We start from the raw sequence: 19,297 nt of genomic DNA, 5'->3' as shown, positions 1-19,297 counted from the left end.
GAAGGCAGGAGACAGAGATGAGTGAGCCACAGGCGGCTTCCGCTGCACAAAAACCGTCCATGCAGGACTATGAAAAGACGCTTTCGCAGAGCGCGGCCGAAGTCGCCTCCTTCGATGCGGGCGACCGGTCGCTGCTTTATCGGATGCGGAGTTTCCTGCATCACAATCCCGCTGCCGTGCCGCTGATCGTACTCGTCCTGTCGCTGCTGATCTTCGGCGTCACGCTGGGCGGCAAGTTCTTCTCCGCCTTCTCGCTGACGCTCATCCTGCAGCAGGTCGCCATCACCGGCATTGTCGCGGCGGCGCAGACGCTGGTGATCCTCACCGCTGGTATCGACCTTTCGGTCGGCGCCATCATGGTGCTGTCCTCGGTGGTGATGGGCCAGTTCACCTTCCGCTACGGTCTGCCCGCCGAGCTTGCTGTTCTCTGCGGCTTTGCCACGGGCGCGCTCTGCGGCTTCATCAACGGCTTTCTGGTCGCCTATGTGCGCCTGCCGCCCTTCATCGTGACGCTCGGCATGTGGCAGGTGATCCTCGCCACCAACTTCCTTTATTCCGCTAACGAGACCATCCGCGCGCAGGAAATCACGGCGGAAGCGCCGATCCTGCAATTCTTCGGCGAGAGCGTGCGCATCGGCGGCGCGGTCTTCACCTATGGCGTCATCGCCATGGTGCTTCTGGTGCTGCTGCTCTGGTATGTGCTGAACCACACCGCCTGGGGACGGCACGTCTATGCCATCGGCGACGACCCCGAGGCGGCGCAGCTTTCCGGCGTCTCGGTCAAGCCTATCCTCATGTCGGTCTATGTGCTGGCGGGTATCATCTGCGCGCTGGCAGGCTGGGCGATGATCGGCCGTCTCGGCTCCGTTTCACCCACAGCGGGCCAGTTCGCCAATATCGAATCCATCACCGCCGTGGTGATCGGCGGCATATCGCTCTTCGGCGGGCGCGGCTCCATCCTCGGCACCATGTTCGGCGCGCTGATCGTCGGCGTGTTCTCGCTGGGCCTGCGCCTGTGGGGCACCGATCCGCAATGGACCTATCTCCTGATCGGCGTTCTCATCATTGCCGCCGTCGCCATCGACCAGTGGATCAGAAAGGCTGCCGCATGAAAACGAACACCACGCCTGTTCTTTCCGCCCGGGGGCTGGTCAAGCGCTATGGTCGCGTCACGGCGCTCGACCATGCCGATTTCGACCTCTATCCCGGCGAAATCCTCGCGGTCATTGGCGATAATGGCGCGGGCAAGTCCTCGCTCATCAAAGCGCTGTCCGGCGCGATCAAGCCGGACGAGGGCGAAATCCTGCTCGACGGCAAGCCGGTCAGCTTTCATTCGCCGATGGAAGCACGGCAGGCAGGCATCGAGACAGTCTATCAGAACCTTGCCTTGTCGCCCGCGCTTTCCATCGCCGACAACCTGTTTCTCGGCCGCGAAATCCGCCGCAAGGGGCCGCTCGGCTCGCTGTTCCGCATGCTGGATCGCGGGGCGATGGAAAAGATCGCCCGCGAAAAACTCTCCGAACTGGGCCTGATGACCATCCAGAACATCGGCCAGGCGGTGGAAACCCTTTCGGGCGGCCAGCGCCAGGGCGTTGCGGTGGCGCGTGCCGCCGCCTTCGGTTCCAAGGTGGTCATCATGGACGAGCCGACTGCGGCGCTCGGCGTCAAGGAATCGCGCCGCGTGCTGGAACTCATTCAGGACGTGAAGCGGCGCGGCATGCCCATCGTGCTCATCTCGCACAACATGCCGCATGTGTTCGAGGTCGCCGACCGCATCCACATTCACCGGCTGGGACGCCGCCTGACGGTCATCGACCCCAAGGAATATTCCATGTCGGATGCGGTGGCGCTGATGACCGGCGCGATGAGGCCGAAGGAAGCTGCTTGAGCTTCTGATATGCTGGCAGGACGAATCACGGAAACCGGACATGACGCCTATCGAGCGCGAAGCCCTGCCTTCGGAAATTCTTGCGCGGCTGGCGGAAACTGACGGACGCCTGATCGTGGCCGTTGCAGGCCCGCCGGGAGCCGGAAAATCCACCATGTCCGATTATCTGCTCCATGCCATCAACAAGGGCGGCGAAGCGCCGTCCATCGTTGTGCCCATGGACGGATTTCACCTCGATGATGCCATTCTCGACAGGCGCGGATTGTTGAGCCGCAAGGGTTCGCCGCCAACCTTCGACTGCGCCGGGTTTGCGGTGCTGCTGCAACGGCTGAAACAGGCGGACGGCGAAGTCTTCATCCCGGTCTTCGACCGCTCGCTGGAGCTTTCCCGCGCCGCCGCATCCGTGGTCGGGCCGGAGCATCGCGTGCTTCTGGTGGAAGGCAATTACCTGCTGCTCGATCAGCAGCCATGGGCGCAGCTTGCTCCCTTCTTCGATCTGACGGTCTATCTGGACGTGCCTTTCGACGAACTGGAGCGCCGCCTGACCGATCGCTGGCTCGGCTTCGGCTTCGATGCCGAAACCGCCCGGAACCGCGCCCTTTCCAACGATATTCCCAATGCCGAACTCGTGGTCGCGCAATCGCGCAAGGCGGATTTTGTCGTGGTCTCGGACGGGCGATAACAGGGAATTGCGTCTTTCAAGGGTTGCGGCGACGCGCTTGCGTCTGCATGATGGCAGAAATCGCTTCATCAGTTTCCGACCGGAATAGTTCCCCATGACGACATATGTTTTTGCGCCGCCCCCGCAGCCGTTTCTGCCGGTGAAGGGAACGGACGCGCTCTTTCCCGTGCATCGCATCTATTGCGTCGGCCAGAACTATGCCGATCACGCCATCGAAATGGGCGGCGATCCGACCCGCAACCCGCCGTTCTTCTTCCAGAAGAACCCGGACAGCCTGGTGATCGGGGGCGACGACTTCCCTTATCCGCCGAAGACCGAGGACGTGCATCACGAGATCGAACTCGTGGTGGCGCTGAAGACCGGCGGCACCGACATTTCCGTCGAAAAGGCGCTGGACCATGTTTATGGCTATGCCGTCGGCATCGACATGACGCGCCGCGACCTGCAGGCCGTGGCCAAGAAGGCGGGCCGCCCGTGGGAAGTGGCGAAGGCTTTCGAGCACTCCGCGCCCTGTTCGGCCCTCGTGCCGGTGTCGGAAATCGGCCACCCGGAAAAGGCGGCGATTTCGCTTTCCATCAATGGCGAGACGCGCCAGTCGGGCGACCTCAACCAGATGATCTGGAAGGTGGCGGAGACCATTTCCTACCTGTCGTCGCTCTTTGAGCTGCGCCCCGGCGATCTTATCTTTACCGGTACGCCTGCGGGCGTGGGCCCGGTCAAGCGCGGCGACCGTCTGGAAGGCAAGGTGGATGGTGTGGGGGAACTGTCCGTAACCGTAGTGTGAAAATATGCGGAGGAGCATGAATGAGCACCTATCTTCCCGATGACGTGCACGACGCTCTGGAGCGCTTCATCGCCGAAAGGCATCCCGGTCTCAACCAGACCGAGGCGATGACGCTTATCCTGCGCAAATGGCTGGTGCGCGAGGGCTATCTGTCGGCGGAGCCCGAACACGGCACCCCGCCGGAGGAACTGAACGCGACCAATGACGATTGAACAAGGCAGCAAGTGACTATGGCCAAACAGCCGCCGGAAGGAGCGGGCCGCAAGGCCGCGCTCGGGCGACGCCTTTTGATTCTGACAATTCTGGCAATTCTGCTCGTGATCGCGCTCGTCTGGACGAGCATTTATCTGTTCGATCCCCATGGCGGTCTGGACTTCGATGATCTTGCTATTTTTGCGTTTAATTTCAATGCGGTAGATATGGTGCTGCACCGCCTCGCGTGAGCGCGTTAATATTTTTGTTACCATTTGAAATATTCATTTTGGCCGCGCCCGGACGTTTAGCGCTTCCGTTTGCCGCCTTTTGCATGGTACACGACTGTCATCGACCGAAAGAATATTGACTGAAACGGGTGTCCCGCGATGCCCGCAAAGCCAAGAGGATCTGGATGGCATTCGAGGACATCAAGGCGGAAATTGCGCTGCTTTTCGAGCAAATGGTGAATCAGCCGCAAGACGCTCATGAAATCCGCGAAACGGTTCGCGAGAAGCTCAATGCGCTGCGCGCAAGCGGCTTGCCTCTGCCGGCCGATCTGGTCGAGCTTGAAAAACGCATCGAACAAGATTTCGATTCCTGAGAACGGGTCCGGTCATGCGTCTCCAGCTTTCTTCTTCTTCCGCTGATATGGTCCGCAAGGGCATTCTGCTTCTGGGTTGCGCCGTGGCGCTCAGCGCCTGCAACACCACCGATGGCGGCAAGCCGGTGAAAACCGCGCTGATCACGCAGACCGATACATCCGGCACGACCGTTGCCGCCGCAGGAAGCGCCGCCGGTGCCACGGCAGATGCCGCAGGCACGGCGACAGCCGATGCGGGCGCTGCTGCCGCTGGAACGCAGACCGTCGCGGCGGTGACCGATCCTTCCGATCCGGTCCTGCCCGCCGTCGTTCCCATTCCCGGCATTCGCGGCCAGTCCGAACCGATGATGGCCTATGCCGGTGCGCAGGCCGCCGCTTCCCCGGCATCCGTTGCCGCCAACATGGCTTTCGAGACGCCGGACAGCGCGCCCAAGGATCTGGACACGCTCATCACCAAATATTCCGTCGCCTATGACGTACCGGAACGCCTTGTGCGCCGGGTCGTGCATCGTGAAAGCCGGTTCAATCCGGGTGCGCGCAACGGACCCTATTGGGGCCTGATGCAGATCAGCCATCCGACCGCGCGCGGCATGGGATATACGGGCGCGGCCAAGGGCCTGCTCGATGCGGAAACCAATCTGAAATATGCGGTCCGCTATCTGTCCGGCGCCTACAAGGTGGCGGGCGGCGACGAAAGCCAGGCGGTCCGCTATTATGCGCGCGGCTATTATTACGATGCCAAGCGCAAGGGGCTGTTGCAGGAAACGGGCCTTGACGGCAGCTGGAAGCGCAGCGGCCCGACCCGTGAGGCAGCGGCTTCCATCCAGCCCGCATCATTGCCGGAAGGTGCCGCCGCACCGCTTCCGGGCGTGGCTCCCATCCAGGCTTCCTACACACCGGCGGCTCAATAACGAACTGTCATCTTGACGCTGCAATCTAATGGCAGTTTCCTGTTGAGAGCGCATTTCGATCTGATCTGATCGGACCGGCGCTCTATCTCCATGTTTTAACCGCATCTTTTCCGAAAACCGTTCCACACTTTCGGGATGCGCTCTGGAACCGACGACAGGAAGACCGCATGAATGTGAGATTGCCGCACCCCATCAAGTGGAAATATGACCGGGCCGAATTGTGGGCCGACGGCGTCATCCATGTTCTGGGTGTGGGGCTGGCGCTTGTCGGCGCGGTTGCCATGCTGGTCCATTTCCTGCCGAATATGCCGGCAGTGACCTCGATCTCGTCGGGCGTCTACCTGCTGAGCCTTCTGGCGGCGCTCGGAATTTCGGCTGTCTACAATATCTGGCCGGTCTCCCCGACCAAGTGGCTCCTGCGCCGTTTCGACCATTCGGCGATCTATCTGCTGATTGCCGGAACCTACACGCCCTTTGCCATGCATATGGGCGACCGTGCGCTGCCGCTGCTGCTTTTCGTCTGGAGCGTGGCTTCGGTCGGCATCACGCTGAAACTGTTCATGCCGGGACGTTTCGACCGGCTGTCGATCCTGCTTTATCTGGCGCTCGGCTGGAGCGGCGTCATGGTCTATGACACCATGGTGCAGTCGCTGCCGCCAGCGGTCTTCTGGCTGATCGCAGCCGGTGGCATGGTCTATTCGCTGGGCGTGATCTTCCATGTCTGGGAGCGGCTGCGGTTTCAGAATGCCATCTGGCACGGCTTTGTCGTGGTGGGCGCGGCGCTGCATTATTGTGCGGTGTTCGTTGTCGGTACATGGAACTGAAGCCCGGTCTATTTCGGCTCTGACGGCCTGCAAACGGCACACCTCTGCGCTTCCGGTGCTCATGTACCCTAAAGTACACTCCGCTCCGGTTCTCGAATTGCACCATTTTCGTCGCGTCATAGCCAAAATGGCCAACGGGCTTCGAGCGCGTGATTGCTCAATGAAAGTCGCGTGAGTTCGGCATGATTTTTACATTTCGCGGATGATGCGCCATCTGGGATGGGGCGACGAGACGCTGCGCTTCGCGTCCGCTCATCTCGATCAGCGCTGCCGAACGGTCCTGCAATTTCGCCGCCACCAGATGCACCACCCCTTCGGGGCTGCGCTGGATGCGGCCTTCGATATGGATCAGCCGCGCCCCCATCACTTCGCGGCGAAACGCCTTCATGATCTTCGGCCAGACGACGATATTGGCGATGCCGGTTTCATCCTCGATGGTGAGGAACACCACGCCCTTGGCGCTGCCGGGGCGCTGGCGCACGGTGACGACGCCCGCCACTTTCATGCGGCGTCCGTCGGCGCCTTCCTGCACGGCGCGGCAGGTGGAAACGCCTTCCGCCGCAAGCCCCTCGCGCAGATATTGCAGCGGATGCCCTTTCAGCGAAAGCCGCGTCGTCTCGTAATCGGCAATCACATGCTCGGATGCCGCCATTTCGGGAAGTTTTGTGCGCGGTTCCTCCGCCAGTTCGCTGGTCGCGGCGGCACGGAACAGCGGCAGCGTTTCGTCATTGGGCAGGCGGCGCACGGCCCACAATGCGGCGCGGCGGTCGATATCGAGCGAGCCGAAGGCGTCGGCATCGGCCAGAAGCGTGAAGGCGCGCCGGTCGAGCCGCAGCCGCCGGTGCATGTCCTCGATGGTACGGTAGGGCTCCTGCCGGTCGGCAATCAGGAGTTCGGTGTCACGTTTGGAAAAACCGTCGATCTGGCGGAAGCCGAGCCGCAGCGCCAGGCGAATATCGGGCGTTTCCTCCAGAATATTATCCCATTGGCTGAAATTCACGTCGACGGGCAGCACCGTCACGCCATGCTCGCGGGCATCGCGCACGATCTGGGCGGGCGCGTAAAAACCCATGGGCTGGGAATTGAGAAGAGCGGCGGCGAACACTTCCGGATGGTGGCATTTGAGCCATGCGGAAATATAGACCAGATGCGCAAAGCTCGCCGCATGGCTTTCAGGAAAGCCATATTCGCCGAAGCCCTTGATCTGGTTGAAGCAGTTTTCGGCAAAGGTCCGGTCGTAGCCGCGCCTGACCATGCCTTCGATCATCTTTTGCTCCATCGTGTGGATGGTGCCCATCTTGCGGAAGGTGGCCATGGCGCGGCGCAGCTGGTTGGCCTCATCGGGGGTGAATTTTGCGGCCTCCATGGCAATGCGCATCGCCTGTTCCTGAAAAAGCGGGACGCCTTTGGTCTTGCCGAGAATCTGCCGCAACTCGTCCGGCGGGCCGTGCTCCGGCGCGGGCGATGGCAAGGTGGAGGGTTCCTCTTTGTTTCGCCGGCGCAGGTAAGGATGCACCATGTCGCCCTGAATGGGGCCGGGGCGCACGATGGCGACCTCGATGACGAGATCGTAGAACTCACGCGGTTTCAGGCGTGGCAGCATGTTCATCTGGGCGCGGCTTTCCACCTGAAACACGCCGAGCGAATCGCCCGTGCACAGCATGTCGTAGACGCGCTTGTCTTCGCGCGGCAGATTGGCCAGCGTCAGCTTTTCGCCGCCATAAAGCTGCGGCTTGTGCTGGTGAATGAGGTCGAAAGCCTTGCGGATGCAGGTGAGCATGCCGAGCGACAGCACATCCACCTTCATCAGCCCCACCTCATCGATATCGTCCTTGTCCCATTCTATGAAGGAGCGCTTGTCCATTGCTGCCGGGCCGATGGGCACGGTCTCGTCCAGACGGTCGCGGGTGAGCACGAAACCGCCGACATGCTGCGACAGGTGGCGCGGAAAGCCGATCAGCGTGATGGCCAGTTCCACCGCACGCCGGATAATCGGATTGTCGGGGTCGAGACCCGCCTGCCTGATATGCTGCTTGTCGATGCCGCCGCCGGATATGCCCCAGACCGTATTGGCAAGCGCCGCCGTCACGTCTTCGGTCAGGCCCAGCGCCTTGCCGACATCGCGGATCGCGCTGCGGGACCGATAGCTGATGACGGTTGCGACAATGGCTGCGCGGTCTCTGGAATAGCGCTTATAGACATATTGCATCACCTCTTCGCGCCGATCATGCTCGAAATCGACGTCGATATCCGGCGGTTCCTGGCGCTCGGCGGAAATGAAGCGCTCGAACAGGAGGTCCACTTCCGTCGGGTTCACGCCGGTAATGCCAAGGCAGAAGCAGACGACGGAATTGGCCGCCGAACCGCGCCCCTGACACAGAATTTTTTCCCGGCGGGCATAGTTCACAATGTCATAGACGGTGAGAAAATAGGGCTCGTATTCAAGTTGGGCGATCAGTGCCAGTTCCTTGTTGATGAGGCTCTGCACCTTTGGCGGGATCGTGTCCGCGCCGTAATGACGGGCAGCACCTTCCCAGGTGAGGTCATAGAGATGCTGCCGTGCTGTCTTGCCGGGCGGAATGGGTTCATCGGGATAGGCATATTTCAGCTCATCCAGCTGGAAGGTGATGGGCGCGACGAAATCGGCGGTCGCTGCGACCGCTTCAGTGTAATCGCGGAACAGCCGCAGCATTTCCTCTGGCGGTTTCAGGTGACGTTCGGCATTCTTTTCGAGAAGCCGCCCAGCATCGAAAACGGTCGTGTGGTGGCGGGTTGCCGTCAGCACGTCCTGAAGCGGGCGGCGGTCTGGGTGATGATAAAGCACGTCATTGGTAGCGAGCAGCGGCACATTGGCCTCGGCTGCAAAACGGGCGCTGCGTTCTGCGCGGCGTCCGTCCTGTCCCTGATGCGGCATGGTGAGCGCCAGCCAGACGGAGCCAGGGGCAGCTTGCGCAATCTCCGTCAGGCGGTCGGCAAAGTCCGGCCTGTCGTCCTCGGGAGGAAAGACCGCGATCTGGAATTGCCGGGCGCGAAACAGAAGGTCGCTCCATTCGAGATGGCATTCGCCCTTGGTGGCGGCGCGGGTCTTGCCTTCGGTCAGCAGGCGGCACAATTGCCCATAGGCGGCGCGATCACGCGGATAGACGACCATGTCCGGCGTTCCGTCGGTGAAGGACAGGCGGCAGCCGATGAACAGCCGGAAATCGCTCTTGTCGCGAAATTCCTTCCATGCCGCATGGGCGCGCACCACACCGGCCAGCGTGTTGCGGTCGGCAATGCCTATGCCGGACAGGCCAAGCGCATGGGCCTGCAAAACCAGTTCCTGCGGATGCGAGGCGCCGCAAAGGAAGGAAAAATTGCTGGCAGCAGCCATTTCAAAAAACTGTGCCATCACGCAAACAACCCATGCAGAAACCAGCGCGGATGATTGAGGCCGTCATAAAGCCCCTCGCGAAAAATCCAGAAACGCTGGCCGTTTTCGTCCTCCACCCGGTAATAATCGCGCAGTTCCGGCACGTCCTGGCCGATTGCACGCCACCATTCCGGCTCGATCCGTTCCGGCCCTTCGGCAAGGCGCACCTGATGGCGCACCCGCCGCCACAGGAAGAAGGAAGGCGGACTGTCAGGCACTTCCGCCACGCTTTCGATCAATTGCGGCGGGCGAAACAGTTTTATGGGGCGCGCGGGCGGATCGCCGGGAAGCATTGGGGGAAGCGCCGGGGGAAGCCCTGAGGGAAGCATCGGAACGCTTTCATGACCGGCTTCGCCCTTGCCGTCCGTATGGAGGGCAGGGCGCAGGCCGAAGGCGCGTTCGGGAATATGGGTGTTGCGCGAAAAGGAGACGAGAACGCGGTCCTGTCCAAGCCGCGCCGAAAGCCGGTCGACAAGCTGGCTGAAACCCGCTTCATCCTCCTCATGCTGGTCGAGCCCCGTCTGGCGCTGGGCGACGGGTGCGCAGCGCAACGCCGCCAGCCGGATCATGTCGAAGCCGAAACCGGCGTCGAGGGGAGAGGTCAAGGCGTTGAGCCTTTCACGCGCAAGGCGCAGGAAAACCCTGTCGTCGCGCAAGGGCTGGCCGGTTTCGATATGGATATGGCGCACGTCGCCATCGACACGGAAGAAGGAGGCCTCGATCAACAACGCGCCCTTGCCCTCCGGTTCAAGCTGCGCAAAAAGCGCCTGCGCCAGTTCCTGCAAAATGTGTTCGACCAGCTCCATCCCCGTGACGGGTTCCGACAGGCGGCGTTCGGCGGTGCGGAGCGGCAGGATGCGCAAGGGGGAAATCGGCGCGCGCTCGCGCCGCGCCAGCCGATCGAGCCGAGTCGCAAGATCAGTGCCGAAGCGGGCGGTGAGCGCGGCGCGCGGAAGCCCCATCACATCGCCGATGCGTTTCAGCCCGGCGCGCTTGAGTCCGGTTTCGGCGGCTTGCGTCAGTTCAAGCGCGGAAAGCGGCAGGCGGGGAAGCTGCCGGTCGGCCTCCGCCTTGCTGAAGACGCCGCCCTTCGTTCCCCGTGCCAGAAGGCGTGCGGCAAAACTGTTGTCGGCAATCGCTGCCTGCACCTTCAGCCCGGCGCGTTCGATGCGGCCGATGGCGTCGGCGCGCATGGCGGCGAGCCCGCCGAACAGATGCGCGCAGCCGGTTATGTCGAGCATCAGCCCATGCGGCTCATCATAGGCGACGAGCGGCGTGTAGCGCTCGCACCAATGGGCAAGGCGCTTGAGCAATGCCGCATCCTGTTCTGGTGCTGCGGCCGCCACTTCCAGCCTTTCCACGCGGGCGCGGGCATCCGTCAGCGCCATGCCGGGGAAAAGACCGAGCCTTGCCGCCGCCGCATCCACCGCCGTCAGGCGCAGCGCATTGGCCGTGCGCTCGGTCACCACCAGGGGCGGGCGCTCCCTGCCGTCATGCGGAACGGCGCGGCGAAGCCGGTCGGTCGGCAGAAACGGAAACCACAGGGCGAGAAACAAGCGTTCTGCCGTCCCGTTCTCGTGCACCAAATTCAAGGGTTTCATTGTTCCATTCCATGATCCATTGTCCGCATGTGCCGTGGCGGTTGCGCTCCAGCACGGCGGAAAAGGCGGGCTTTCCCGGCGCACTCGCTCCGCTTGAACGCGATGGCGCGGGCGCCACCCGCCAGCGGCTGACGGCAGCGCTTTGCACCGCCGTCCGGTGGCTCCTGAGCAGGATGACGGGCAGCTGAGCGGTTTCTGTTGCAAGAAGCAGGCGGCGCGAGGCGGTGAGGTCGAGACATTTCGGCTGGCCTGTCACCGAGGCGACGACGCCGGAAACAAGATGCGAGGCCTTGCCGCCGCTGCCCGCTTCCAGCGCATCGTTTGCCGCTTTCAGCACATCCTGCGCCGTGGGGCAGCGCACGATCAGAAGCCGCGACGGATCGATGCCGAAGGCATGGAGCCCCGGCGGATAAAGCCCGCCATATTCGCTTGCAGCCTTTTCCTCCTCGATCCAGATGATGGGGCGCCGATATTGTGTGGAGTGCTCTGCCGCGCGGGCGGCAAAGGCGAGCGCAAAGCCGGTCGCCGCCATATGCGCGCCCGGATTTTCGGCAAAGACCTCGTGCAGCGCATCGCCCGCCAGACCATGCGGAAAGGCGGCATCTGCCCCGGCAAGGCCAAGCGTGAAACTGCGGGCGCGCGCAAAACCGCACCTGTCCTCGCTTCCTGTCCTGCTGGCAAAACTGCCTTGCGGATCATTGCCTGCAATGGCCGTAACCATGCGCCGCAACGCCGCGATGTCGATGCCGCTCACGTTCGATTCCTGTCAAATTGTTCTCTATTTGTTCTAGTATTGAATCGAGCGAGGCAAGAGTCAAGCGGGATCCGTCGGCGGAATCAGTCGGCGGGATCAGCCAGGAGCATGTGTGGATAAGAAAAATCCTTCCCTGGAGCGCCCTGCGTCCATTTGGACGCATAAAGGTCGCTCTCAGAGGGAAGCATTTATCGGCATGGGCGATCAGCTTGGCGCCACAGTTGCAAATTCGTCGGGCCGTGGCGAAAGAGTGATTTTCGAGTACCGGAGCGGAGCGTATTTGAAGGTAGGCACCGGAACGCAGACAAAGCGCTGTTTCAGCCCGGCATCACGAAGAATGCACCTGTAGTATCAGGCGGCTTCCCGGAAAGGCACGCCTGCCAGTTGCGCCAGATGGCCGGGAAGGTCGGTGCCAGCGCCAGCCGCATTGATCGTGTCGAAATAATCATGCCAGCCGGTGGCGGTGATTCCGGCAATCAGCATGTCGAGGGCTGCTTCGTCCGGGAAACGCCAGATAGCGAAGAAATTCTGACCGGGCGCAAAAGGCTTTGTCGCGTCGACAGGCCCCAACGCCAAAGCCTCGATACCGAGCGCCGCAAGTCCGCCTATGCCCGCGCCGACTTTCTCGAAGAAGGCCTGCCGGCCTTCAGCATCGAGTGCGTGCCAGCTCGATTTTGGGGAATAAAGCTCGGCGAGGTAATAGGTCATGTCATATCCCTTAGGGTTTCATTGATCTTGAAGGAGCGACCGGCGTCGGTGCGGCTCCAGATGCGGCGCAGCAAGGTGCTGAGAAGCTGCTGTTCGCCTGACGAGAGATCGCTCATCAGGCTTGCAATCCATGCGGTATGTTGTTCGAAAAGCTGTTGCGCCAGCAGCGAGCCTTCGGATGTCAGCCGGACAGTCAGCTTGCGGCGGTCCGCGCTATCCGCGTGGCGCTTGAGGAAACCATCACGCTCCAGCCCGTCCAGCAGGCCGGTGATGGTGGCGCGCGTGACGCCTGCGCGTTCCGAAAGCGCGTGCGGCGAGAGGCCCTCGGGCGCATCGTGCAGCAGAAACAGCAGGACGAACTTGCCCTCCGAAAGCTTGTGCGGCGCCAGCCGGCTGGCGCAATCCCGGTCAATGGCCGCAGCAAGCGACAAGACTTCAAAACAGGCTTTCAGCGCGTCGGTGGACGGGCTGTGCCGGCGTTCCATTTCGCCCAGAAGGGCACGATGTTTTTGCTCGATAATTTCCATACGGTGCCTTATAGTAAAGTGCCGTATTAAATGCAAATGATTTGATTGGCTGAGGAGGAAGAGTAGAAAGCTTGATCGATGCGCATATACGGTTTATATATGGTTCGTATATCAAACTCTTATTTCGGACACTGTTATGGGTATCGTAAAGATCGGTGACGAGCTGCATGAAGAACTGCGCAAGGCGAGCGACGTCATGTGCCGTTCGATCAATGCGCAGGCTGAATACTGGATGAAGATCGGCATGCTGGCGCAGGCCCATCCCGACCTGTCGTTCAACGAGATCGTGCAGATGCAGTTGCGCGCAGCGCAGGTCGAGCTGCCGGTTTTGTCGGTTCTGGCAGTGCAGCCGTCATGACCAAGACGCCGGCCGAAGTGGAAAAGATGGCGGCATCCGGCGCGCTGCTCGCCTCAGTTTTTGCCCTTCTCGACCGCACCCCGCTGGCGGGCATGACCACGATGCAGGTCAACGATCTGGTCGAGGACTACATCACCCGCGAATTGCAGGCGCGGCCTGCCAGTAAGGGGCAATATGACTATCCTTATGTGCTGAACAGCTCGAAGAACGAGGTCGTCTGCCATGGCATGCCGTCGAATGACGAGATCATTCAAAACGGCGAGATCATCAACTTCGACATCACGCTGGAAAAGGACGGCTATATCGCCGATTCCAGCAAGACCTACATGGTCGGAGAAGTTGCGCCCTTTGCCTCACGGCTGGTCCGCGTGACCTATGAGGCGCTGTGGAAGGGAATTGCCGCCGTGCGCCCCGGCGCGACGCTCGGCGATATCGGCCATGCCATCGAACGCCACGCCAAGCGGCATGATTACAGCATCGTGCGGGAATATTGCGGCCATGGCATCGGTCGCGAAATGCACGAAGAACCGCAGGTCCTGCATTTCGGCAAGCCCGGCACCGGGGTTCGCCTGCGCGAAGGCATGGTGTTCACCATCGAGCCGATGCTCAATCAGGGTACGGCCAAGGTGAAGCAGGAAAAGGACGGCTGGACGGTAGTCACGCGTGACGGAAAACTGTCAGCGCAGTTCGAGCATACGGTCGCCGTCACGGCCAATGGCGTGCGGGTGCTGACCTTGCGTCCCGGTGAGGAAAAGATGCTGGCGGCAATCAAGAACGCAGCCTGACATTATCAAATTTTGCCGGTCATCCAGAGCAGAAAGACAATCGTCCCGCCCACGCTCATTCCAGCGGCAAGAATGGTCCCCGCGATGACGGGCGCGAGTTTCAGGACCGAAACATGGGGCGTGATTTCCAGCCGGAAATTCGCCCTGATCTTTTCAGGGGTCAGGCAGGTGATTTCGTAATCCCCGGCTGTCATGCAGTCGAAATATCCCAAAACATGGGAAGCATTGCCGCGCATATCCGTCCGCCGGACGCTCAACAGGAAGCGGCTTGTGGAATGATAGGCAATCGGCGCGCCGGTCGCGCGCGCCTTGATGGCAAACTGCGTTGAGAAATAGGCCGTGCCGGGGAAAATGGTAAACGGCGGAAACACGATGCTGATCGCGTATCGCCCGGCGTTTGGCAAATGAAAGACGTGTGGCCGGGCGTTGCCCGCAAACTGGTGGCGGACCTCGGGCGCAATGATTTTCCATAGAATGGAAATGCAGCGTACCAGCAGATAAATGCCAAGCAGAATGCAGGCAGGCAGGGCCAGATAGACAGACAAGATTCACGTCCTGCTCGAGAGCATTTCCAGCAAAACCGTTTCACACTTTTGCGTTGGATAATGCGATAAAACAAATAGTTAGAGCGGTTCCGGCGATTCTGTCAGAGCAGGAACCGCTCTAAAAAAAAGCCCGCCGGGAGGGCGGGCTTTTGTCCGGGTTGGATATGCTTATTTGCGATCACGCGCGGCGAGCGTGCGCAGACGCAGCGCATTGAGCTTGATGAAGCCTGCGGCGTCCTTCTGGTCGTAAGCACCCTGATCGTCTTCGAAGGTGACGAGCTTGTCGGAATAGAGCGACTTTTCCGATTCACGGCCGATCACCATCACATTGCCCTTGTAGAGCTTGAGCGTGACTTCGCCTTCGACATGGCGCTGGCTGTGATCGATTGCCGCCTGCAGCATTTCGCGTTCCGGCGAGAACCAGAAGCCGTAATAGATGAGTTCCGCATAGCGCGGCATCAGCTCGTCTTTCAGGTGCGCCGCACCACGGTCGAGCGTGATCGATTCGATGGCGCGGTGTGCGGCAAGCAGGATCGTGCCACCCGGCGTTTCGTAGACGCCGCGCGACTTCATGCCGACGAAGCGGTTTTCCACGAGGTCGAGACGGCCGATGCCGTTGTCGCGGCCATAGTCGTTGAGCTTGGCAAGCAGTGTCGCAGGCGACAGGCGCTCGCCATTGATCGAAACGGCGTCGCCCTTTTCAAAGCCAATCTTGATGATCGTTGCCTTGTCGGGCGCGGTTTCCGGCGAAATGGTGCGCATATGCACATATTCGGGAGCCTCGACAGCCGGATCTTCCAGAACCTTGCCCTCGGACGAGGAGTGCAGCAGGTTGGCGTCGACGGAGAACGGCGCTTCGCCCTTCTTGTCCTTGGCGACGGGGATCTGGTGCTGTTCGGCGAATTCCAGCAGATGGGTGCGGCTCTTGAACGACCAGTCGCGCCAGGGGGCGATGATCTTGATGTCCGGGTTCAGCGCGTAAGCGGACAGCTCGAAACGAACCTGGTCGTTGCCCTTGCCGGTCGCGCCATGCGCGATGGCGTCGGCGCCGGTCTTCCTGGCGATGTCGATCAGGTGCTTGGAGATCAGCGGGCGGGCAATCGAGGTGCCGAGCAGGTAGACGCCTTCATAGACGGCATTGGCGCGGAACATCGGGAAGACGAAATCGCGCACGAATTCTTCGCGCACGTCCTCGATGAAGATTTCCTTGATGCCCAGCATTTCCGCCTTCTTGCGGGCCGGTTCAAGTTCTTCGCCCTGGCCGAGATCGGCGGTAAAGGTCACGACTTCCGCGCCCAGTTCCGTCTGAAGCCACTTCAGGATGATCGAGGTGTCGAGGCCGCCCGAATAGGCGAGAACGACTTTCTTAACGTCTTTCCACTTGCTCATAATTCACTTCCGTCTGATGCGGTGGCGGTTGGAGCGGAACTCCAACAGATATATCCGCAAGTCTTTTATCAGTTGCCAAGCCGCGTGCAAGCCGACGAACTGCGACTTATCGCGAAAACTCATGCGTATTACGTGATCTTTGGTTCGCCAACTTCATAAATGACGAGATTGCGGTCGCCGATGCCAAGTTCGGGCCATGTCGCGCGCCACGCGGCGATATGGGGGGAGGCGAAATGCCGGTCGAGCGAGGCGCGGTCGCGCCAGAATTCCTTGACGTGGATCAGGCCGGGCTCCAGCACGTCCTCGGCATAGCCATAGTCCACGCAGCCATCCTCCGCGCGGCTGGCCGAGATCATGGCCCGCATGGCTTCGCGCGCCCGCTCGAGGTTTTCCGGTGGCAGGCGGACGGTCCCCACGATCAGCAGCATTCCGGTCTCCATTCCACTGTTCCCTTTGCCGGGAAATTATTCTAGCGTGCGCCATCTCTTGGAGCACATTTCGATGTCTTTTCTGACGAACCTGACCTTCATCCCCGAATGGACGATCTTTGTCCAGTTCGCGATAGCAACCGCGATCCTTTCCATCACGCCCGGCCCCGACATGACGCTGTTCGTGGGGCGCGCCCTTTCCGAAGGCAAGGCGGCAGGCTTTGCCTGCATGGCTGGCGCCAGCACCGGCATCGTCATTCACACCACCATGGTGGCGCTCGGCCTTTCGGCGCTGATCATCGCTTCTCCGGCTGCCTTCACGGCGCTGAAAATCGTAGGCGCGGGCTATCTGGTCTTTCTGGCCGTGCAGGCGATCCGCAAGGGATCGGCCTTCTCGCCGGAAAAGAATGGTGGCAAGAAGCATACGCTGTTCCAGAACTGGCTGACCGGGCTCGGCATCAACCTGCTCAATCCGAAGATCATCCTGTTCAACATGACCTTCCTGCCGCAGTTCGTCTCGGCCCATGACCCGCATGCCATGGGCAAATTGTTCTTCCTCGGCCTGTCGTTCATTCCGATGGCGCTGCCCTTCACCATTCCGATGGTGGTGGCGGCGGACCGTTTCGCCGGGCTCCTGAAAAAGAACCCGACCGTGACGCGCATCGTGGATTGGATGTTTGCAGGCGTATTCTCGGCCTTCGCGCTGAAGATCATCACCGCACAGGCGAAATAGAGCATTTCCAGCAAAAGTGCGAAGCGGTTTTGCGCAGGATAATGCGAAAAAGATGGATTTTATTCTGCCGGGCGGGATAGAAGCCGTCCGGCATTGCGGCCTGCGAGCAGCCAGTAGACGAAGCTGCCGACGACGCCGGCGCCTGCTATTGCGGCAATCCAGAGCGAGCTTTCCTGTACGCTCCGGTTATCGCTGAACGGAAGCGATGCGCTAGCTGCCGCAAGCCCGATCAGTGCGCCCGCAACGCAGTAGAACAGCGACGATTTGTAACCGCGCGCTTCCGCCAGGATGATCAGGATGAGGGCGGGCACGAAGCTGAACCCGCCGGCCAGTACCGCAAGCGCGAAACCGCTGACGAACACGGCGCTCCAGAAGCTGGTGGCCGCGAAGAACGAACCGGCATCCGTATCGCTCGCCATCATGACGAAATCGTTCATGAAGGAATCGATGCCGAGGGTACGGAACAGGATGGCGGCCAGAAACCAGCCTGCCGCCAGCACAGCGCAGCAATAGCCGAACACGACGACGACGAAGCGCATGATATAGTCCAGAGTATCGTTCAAGCGCGCTCCCCCATTGGACTGTTATTCACCATGCCCGGCGATCATCATGGCTTCGAGCGCAAGGCGCTCGCTCTTGCGCATGCGCTCGGATTCCGACTTGAGCTGGCCGCAGGCGGCGAGGATGTCGCGGCCGCGCGGCGTGCGGATCGGCGATGCGTAGCCAGCCGCATTCACATAATCGGCAAATTTCTCGATCTGCTCCCATTCCGAGCACTGGTAATTCGTGCCGGGCCAGGGGTTGAACGGGATCAGGTTGATCTTGGCCGGAATGCCCTGCAACAGCTTTACCAGAAGTTTGGCGTCCTCAAGGCTGTCATTGATGTCCTTGAGCATCACATATTCGAAGGTGATGCGCTTGGCATTGGACAGGCCCGGATATTCGCGGCAGGCCTTGATGAGCTGTTCCAGCGGATACTTCTTGTTGATCGGCACCAGAATGTCGCGCAATTCGTCGCGCACGGCGTGCAGCGAAATGGCGAGCATGACGCCGATCTCGTCGCCGGTGCGATAGATTTCCGGCACGACGCCGGAGGTCGAAAGCGTGATGCGGCGCTTGGAAAGGGACAGGCCGTCGCCATCGGAGGCGATCAGCAGGGCCTTCTTCACTTCCTCGAAATTATAGAGCGGCTCGCCCATGCCCATCATCACGATATTGGTGATCTTGCGCCCTTCGGCAGGCACCATTGCGCCGTCCGGCGTATCCTTGTCCGGAAAATCGCCAAGCCGGTCGCGGGCGGTCAAAAGCTGCGCCAGAATTTCTTCCGAGGTGAGGTTGCGCACCAGCTTCTGCGTGCCGGTATGGCAGAACGAGCAGGTGAGCGTGCAGCCGACCTGGCTGGAAATGCACAGCGTGCCGCGGCCTTCCTCAGGGATATAGACGCTTTCGATTTCGACGGGGCGGCCAGCACCGCGTGGCGGAAAGCGAAACAGCCACTTGCGGGTGCCGTCCTGCGAAATCTGTTCCTCGACCACTTCGGGCCGCGCAATGGTGAAATGCTGCGCCAGAAGGGCACGCAAATCCTTGGATATATTGCGCATGTCGGCGAAGTCGGAAACGCCGCGCACATAGAGCCAGTGCCACAGCTGGCTGATACGCATTTTCGTCTGGCGTTCCGGCACGCCAACCTTGATCAGCGCTTGCGCCATTTCCTCGCGTGACATGCCGATAAGCGACGGCTTTGCCTCGAGGCTGGCGCGCGCATGGCGGGCAAGCTGGTCGCGCGTATCATCAATGGTAAGGTCGAACGAAATGGACATCTGTTTTCAACTGTTGGAGACGACCGCCGGAAGCGCGCCGATAAGCTTCGCCAGACAATCTGGCCCGAAATCATGGATAAATAGGGTCCGGCACCTGGCTTTTCGACCCTTGTTGCGCGCGCTCTTAGCACACAATATCGCATTCGTCATCCTACATGGAGTCTTGTCTGCCATGCACGGGTGCAGGAATGGCCGCGCCAAACAAAAAGCAACGGTGTTAGGTGTCAAGCACCGTTGCGTTTGCGTCCCGGATTCTCGCGTTGAGGATAATGATCATTTTTCGCATGACGGCGACGAGTGCGACTTTGCTCGGCTTTCCCTTTTGCTTGAGGCGCTGGAAGAACGCCTTCAT

22 protein-coding genes and 1 pseudogene are annotated in these 19,297 nt (G+C 60.9%); 12 read left to right on the top strand and 11 right to left on the bottom strand.

The window, feature by feature from the left end; translation table 11 throughout:
* Positions 1-17 precede the first annotated feature (17 nt).
* The 9 genes from ACOWVS_RS09820 (at position 18) to trhA (ending at position 5,885) form a co-directional block, all read left to right on the top strand.
* Positions 18-1,112: an ABC transporter permease gene (locus tag ACOWVS_RS09820; protein ID WP_021587711.1), complete on the top strand. Its 1,095-nt coding sequence runs from the start codon at positions 18-20 to the stop codon at positions 1,110-1,112.
* Positions 1,109-1,888: an ATP-binding cassette domain-containing protein gene (locus tag ACOWVS_RS09815; RefSeq protein ID WP_021587712.1), complete on the top strand. Its 780-nt coding sequence runs from the start codon at positions 1,109-1,111 to the stop codon at positions 1,886-1,888. Before ACOWVS_RS09820 ends, ACOWVS_RS09815 begins: the two co-directional genes overlap by 4 nt.
* Before the next feature lie 40 nt (positions 1,889-1,928).
* Positions 1,929-2,570 (top strand): nucleoside/nucleotide kinase family protein, encoded by a 642-nt coding sequence (locus ACOWVS_RS09810; RefSeq protein WP_021587713.1) that lies wholly within the window; start codon positions 1,929-1,931, stop codon positions 2,568-2,570.
* A 94-nt stretch (positions 2,571-2,664) separates the two neighbouring features.
* Positions 2,665-3,354, top strand: a complete 690-nt coding sequence (locus ACOWVS_RS09805; RefSeq protein ID WP_021587714.1) for a fumarylacetoacetate hydrolase family protein — start codon at positions 2,665-2,667, stop codon at positions 3,352-3,354.
* Positions 3,355-3,374: 20 nt separating this feature from the next.
* Positions 3,375-3,566, top strand: a complete 192-nt coding sequence (locus ACOWVS_RS09800; RefSeq protein ID WP_006465790.1) for a hypothetical protein — start codon at positions 3,375-3,377, stop codon at positions 3,564-3,566.
* Positions 3,567-3,584: 18 nt separating this feature from the next.
* Positions 3,585-3,797 carry a hypothetical protein gene (locus ACOWVS_RS09795; RefSeq protein WP_006472953.1) on the top strand — a complete coding sequence of 71 codons (213 nt, stop codon included), beginning with the start codon at positions 3,585-3,587 and terminating at the stop codon, positions 3,795-3,797.
* Positions 3,798-3,961: 164 nt separating this feature from the next.
* The gene (locus ACOWVS_RS09790) at positions 3,962-4,150 is read left to right on the top strand and encodes a hypothetical protein (RefSeq protein ID WP_006472952.1); all 189 of its coding nucleotides are present in this window, start codon (positions 3,962-3,964) and stop codon (positions 4,148-4,150) included.
* A gap of 14 nt (positions 4,151-4,164) precedes the next feature.
* Positions 4,165-5,061 (top strand): lytic transglycosylase domain-containing protein, encoded by an 897-nt coding sequence (locus tag ACOWVS_RS09785; RefSeq protein ID WP_021587715.1) that lies wholly within the window; start codon positions 4,165-4,167, stop codon positions 5,059-5,061.
* Positions 5,062-5,228: 167 nt separating this feature from the next.
* A complete protein-coding gene (gene trhA / locus ACOWVS_RS09780) occupies positions 5,229-5,885 on the top strand; it encodes a PAQR family membrane homeostasis protein TrhA (protein WP_021587716.1) in 657 nt (218 codons plus the stop codon).
* Positions 5,886-6,042: 157 nt separating this feature from the next.
* On the opposite strand, the gene ACOWVS_RS09775 is transcribed toward trhA, so the two are convergent.
* From ACOWVS_RS09775 to ACOWVS_RS09755, 5 genes are all read right to left on the bottom strand, one after another.
* Positions 6,043-9,276: an error-prone DNA polymerase gene (locus ACOWVS_RS09775; protein WP_021587717.1), complete on the bottom strand. Its 3,234-nt coding sequence runs from the start codon at positions 9,274-9,276 to the stop codon at positions 6,043-6,045.
* Positions 9,276-10,853 carry a Y-family DNA polymerase gene (locus ACOWVS_RS09770; RefSeq protein WP_021587718.1) on the bottom strand — a complete coding sequence of 526 codons (1,578 nt, stop codon included), beginning with the start codon at positions 10,851-10,853 and terminating at the stop codon, positions 9,276-9,278. Before ACOWVS_RS09770 ends, ACOWVS_RS09775 begins: the two co-directional genes overlap by 1 nt.
* Positions 10,789-11,652, bottom strand: a complete 864-nt coding sequence (locus ACOWVS_RS09765; protein ID WP_021587719.1) for an ImuA family protein — start codon at positions 11,650-11,652, stop codon at positions 10,789-10,791. The genes ACOWVS_RS09770 and ACOWVS_RS09765 overlap by 65 nt, the downstream gene beginning before the upstream one ends.
* 351 nt (positions 11,653-12,003) lie before the next feature.
* A complete protein-coding gene (locus tag ACOWVS_RS09760) occupies positions 12,004-12,360 on the bottom strand; it encodes a DUF6616 family protein (RefSeq protein WP_021587720.1) in 357 nt (118 codons plus the stop codon).
* Positions 12,357-12,887: a MarR family winged helix-turn-helix transcriptional regulator gene (locus ACOWVS_RS09755; RefSeq protein WP_021587721.1), complete on the bottom strand. Its 531-nt coding sequence runs from the start codon at positions 12,885-12,887 to the stop codon at positions 12,357-12,359. The genes ACOWVS_RS09760 and ACOWVS_RS09755 overlap by 4 nt, the downstream gene beginning before the upstream one ends.
* 136 nt (positions 12,888-13,023) lie before the next feature.
* Between ACOWVS_RS09755 and ACOWVS_RS09750 the strand changes: the two genes are divergently transcribed.
* Complete coding sequence (locus ACOWVS_RS09750; protein WP_021587722.1) at positions 13,024-13,245, top strand: ParD-like family protein; 222 nt, start codon at positions 13,024-13,026, stop codon at positions 13,243-13,245.
* Positions 13,242-14,030: a type I methionyl aminopeptidase gene (gene map / locus ACOWVS_RS09745; protein ID WP_021587723.1), complete on the top strand. Its 789-nt coding sequence runs from the start codon at positions 13,242-13,244 to the stop codon at positions 14,028-14,030. The genes ACOWVS_RS09750 and map overlap by 4 nt, the downstream gene beginning before the upstream one ends.
* A 5-nt stretch (positions 14,031-14,035) precedes the next feature.
* Here map and ACOWVS_RS09740 read toward each other — a convergent pair whose 3' ends face one another.
* From ACOWVS_RS09740 to ACOWVS_RS09730, 3 genes are all read right to left on the bottom strand, one after another.
* Entirely contained in the window at positions 14,036-14,575 is a 540-nt protein-coding gene (locus tag ACOWVS_RS09740) for a hypothetical protein (RefSeq protein WP_021587724.1), read from the bottom strand.
* Positions 14,576-14,743: 168 nt separating this feature from the next.
* The gene (locus ACOWVS_RS09735) at positions 14,744-15,964 is read right to left on the bottom strand and encodes an argininosuccinate synthase (RefSeq protein WP_006465803.1); all 1,221 of its coding nucleotides are present in this window, start codon (positions 15,962-15,964) and stop codon (positions 14,744-14,746) included.
* Between the two features lie 128 nt (positions 15,965-16,092).
* Positions 16,093-16,392: a putative quinol monooxygenase gene (locus ACOWVS_RS09730; protein WP_031347184.1), complete on the bottom strand. Its 300-nt coding sequence runs from the start codon at positions 16,390-16,392 to the stop codon at positions 16,093-16,095.
* 73 nt (positions 16,393-16,465) lie between these two features.
* On the opposite strand from ACOWVS_RS09730, the gene ACOWVS_RS09725 reads away from it, so the two are divergent.
* The gene (locus ACOWVS_RS09725) at positions 16,466-17,125 is read left to right on the top strand and encodes a LysE family translocator (RefSeq protein WP_006472946.1); all 660 of its coding nucleotides are present in this window, start codon (positions 16,466-16,468) and stop codon (positions 17,123-17,125) included.
* Positions 17,126-17,184: 59 nt separating this feature from the next.
* On the opposite strand, the gene ACOWVS_RS09720 is transcribed toward ACOWVS_RS09725, so the two are convergent.
* The 3 genes and pseudogenes from ACOWVS_RS09720 to ACOWVS_RS09710 all read right to left on the bottom strand — a co-directional run.
* Positions 17,185-17,688, bottom strand: a complete 504-nt coding sequence (locus tag ACOWVS_RS09720) for a hypothetical protein (protein ID WP_021587726.1) — start codon at positions 17,686-17,688, stop codon at positions 17,185-17,187.
* A gap of 21 nt (positions 17,689-17,709) precedes the next feature.
* A complete protein-coding gene (gene rlmN / locus ACOWVS_RS09715; protein ID WP_021587727.1) occupies positions 17,710-18,945 on the bottom strand; it encodes a 23S rRNA (adenine(2503)-C(2))-methyltransferase RlmN in 1,236 nt (411 codons plus the stop codon).
* A 217-nt stretch (positions 18,946-19,162) separates the two neighbouring features.
* Positions 19,163-19,297 (bottom strand): annotated as a pseudogene (locus ACOWVS_RS09710) (IS110 family transposase); the annotation flags it as partial.

It is taken from the genome of Brucella sp. IR068 (assembly GCF_049065885.1).
GTDB classification, from domain to species: domain Bacteria; phylum Pseudomonadota; class Alphaproteobacteria; order Rhizobiales; family Rhizobiaceae; genus Brucella; species Brucella intermedia.
Note: the sequence above shows the minus strand (reverse complement) of the source record. Positions and strands in the feature narration are given on the sequence as shown.

Coding starts and splice junctions, on each gene's coding strand:
- ACOWVS_RS09810 (WP_021587713.1), top strand. CDS start 1,929: ATGACGCCTATCGAGCGCGAAGCCCTGCCTTCGGAAATTCTTGCGCGG.
- ACOWVS_RS09735 (WP_006465803.1), bottom strand. CDS start 15,964: ATGAGCAAGTGGAAAGACGTTAAGAAAGTCGTTCTCGCCTATTCGGGC.
- trhA (WP_021587716.1), top strand. CDS start 5,229: ATGAATGTGAGATTGCCGCACCCCATCAAGTGGAAATATGACCGGGCC.
- ACOWVS_RS09795 (WP_006472953.1), top strand. CDS start 3,585: ATGGCCAAACAGCCGCCGGAAGGAGCGGGCCGCAAGGCCGCGCTCGGG.
- ACOWVS_RS09750 (WP_021587722.1), top strand. CDS start 13,024: ATGGGTATCGTAAAGATCGGTGACGAGCTGCATGAAGAACTGCGCAAG.
- ACOWVS_RS09805 (WP_021587714.1), top strand. CDS start 2,665: ATGACGACATATGTTTTTGCGCCGCCCCCGCAGCCGTTTCTGCCGGTG.
- ACOWVS_RS09730 (WP_031347184.1), bottom strand. CDS start 16,392: ATGCTGCTGATCGTGGGGACCGTCCGCCTGCCACCGGAAAACCTCGAG.
- ACOWVS_RS09820 (WP_021587711.1), top strand. CDS start 18: ATGAGTGAGCCACAGGCGGCTTCCGCTGCACAAAAACCGTCCATGCAG.
- map (WP_021587723.1), top strand. CDS start 13,242: ATGACCAAGACGCCGGCCGAAGTGGAAAAGATGGCGGCATCCGGCGCG.
- ACOWVS_RS09755 (WP_021587721.1), bottom strand. CDS start 12,887: ATGGAAATTATCGAGCAAAAACATCGTGCCCTTCTGGGCGAAATGGAA.
- ACOWVS_RS09800 (WP_006465790.1), top strand. CDS start 3,375: ATGAGCACCTATCTTCCCGATGACGTGCACGACGCTCTGGAGCGCTTC.
- rlmN (WP_021587727.1), bottom strand. CDS start 18,945: ATGTCCATTTCGTTCGACCTTACCATTGATGATACGCGCGACCAGCTT.
- ACOWVS_RS09815 (WP_021587712.1), top strand. CDS start 1,109: ATGAAAACGAACACCACGCCTGTTCTTTCCGCCCGGGGGCTGGTCAAG.
- ACOWVS_RS09760 (WP_021587720.1), bottom strand. CDS start 12,360: ATGACCTATTACCTCGCCGAGCTTTATTCCCCAAAATCGAGCTGGCAC.
- ACOWVS_RS09775 (WP_021587717.1), bottom strand. CDS start 9,276: ATGGCACAGTTTTTTGAAATGGCTGCTGCCAGCAATTTTTCCTTCCTT.
- ACOWVS_RS09790 (WP_006472952.1), top strand. CDS start 3,962: ATGGCATTCGAGGACATCAAGGCGGAAATTGCGCTGCTTTTCGAGCAA.
- ACOWVS_RS09725 (WP_006472946.1), top strand. CDS start 16,466: ATGTCTTTTCTGACGAACCTGACCTTCATCCCCGAATGGACGATCTTT.
- ACOWVS_RS09785 (WP_021587715.1), top strand. CDS start 4,165: ATGCGTCTCCAGCTTTCTTCTTCTTCCGCTGATATGGTCCGCAAGGGC.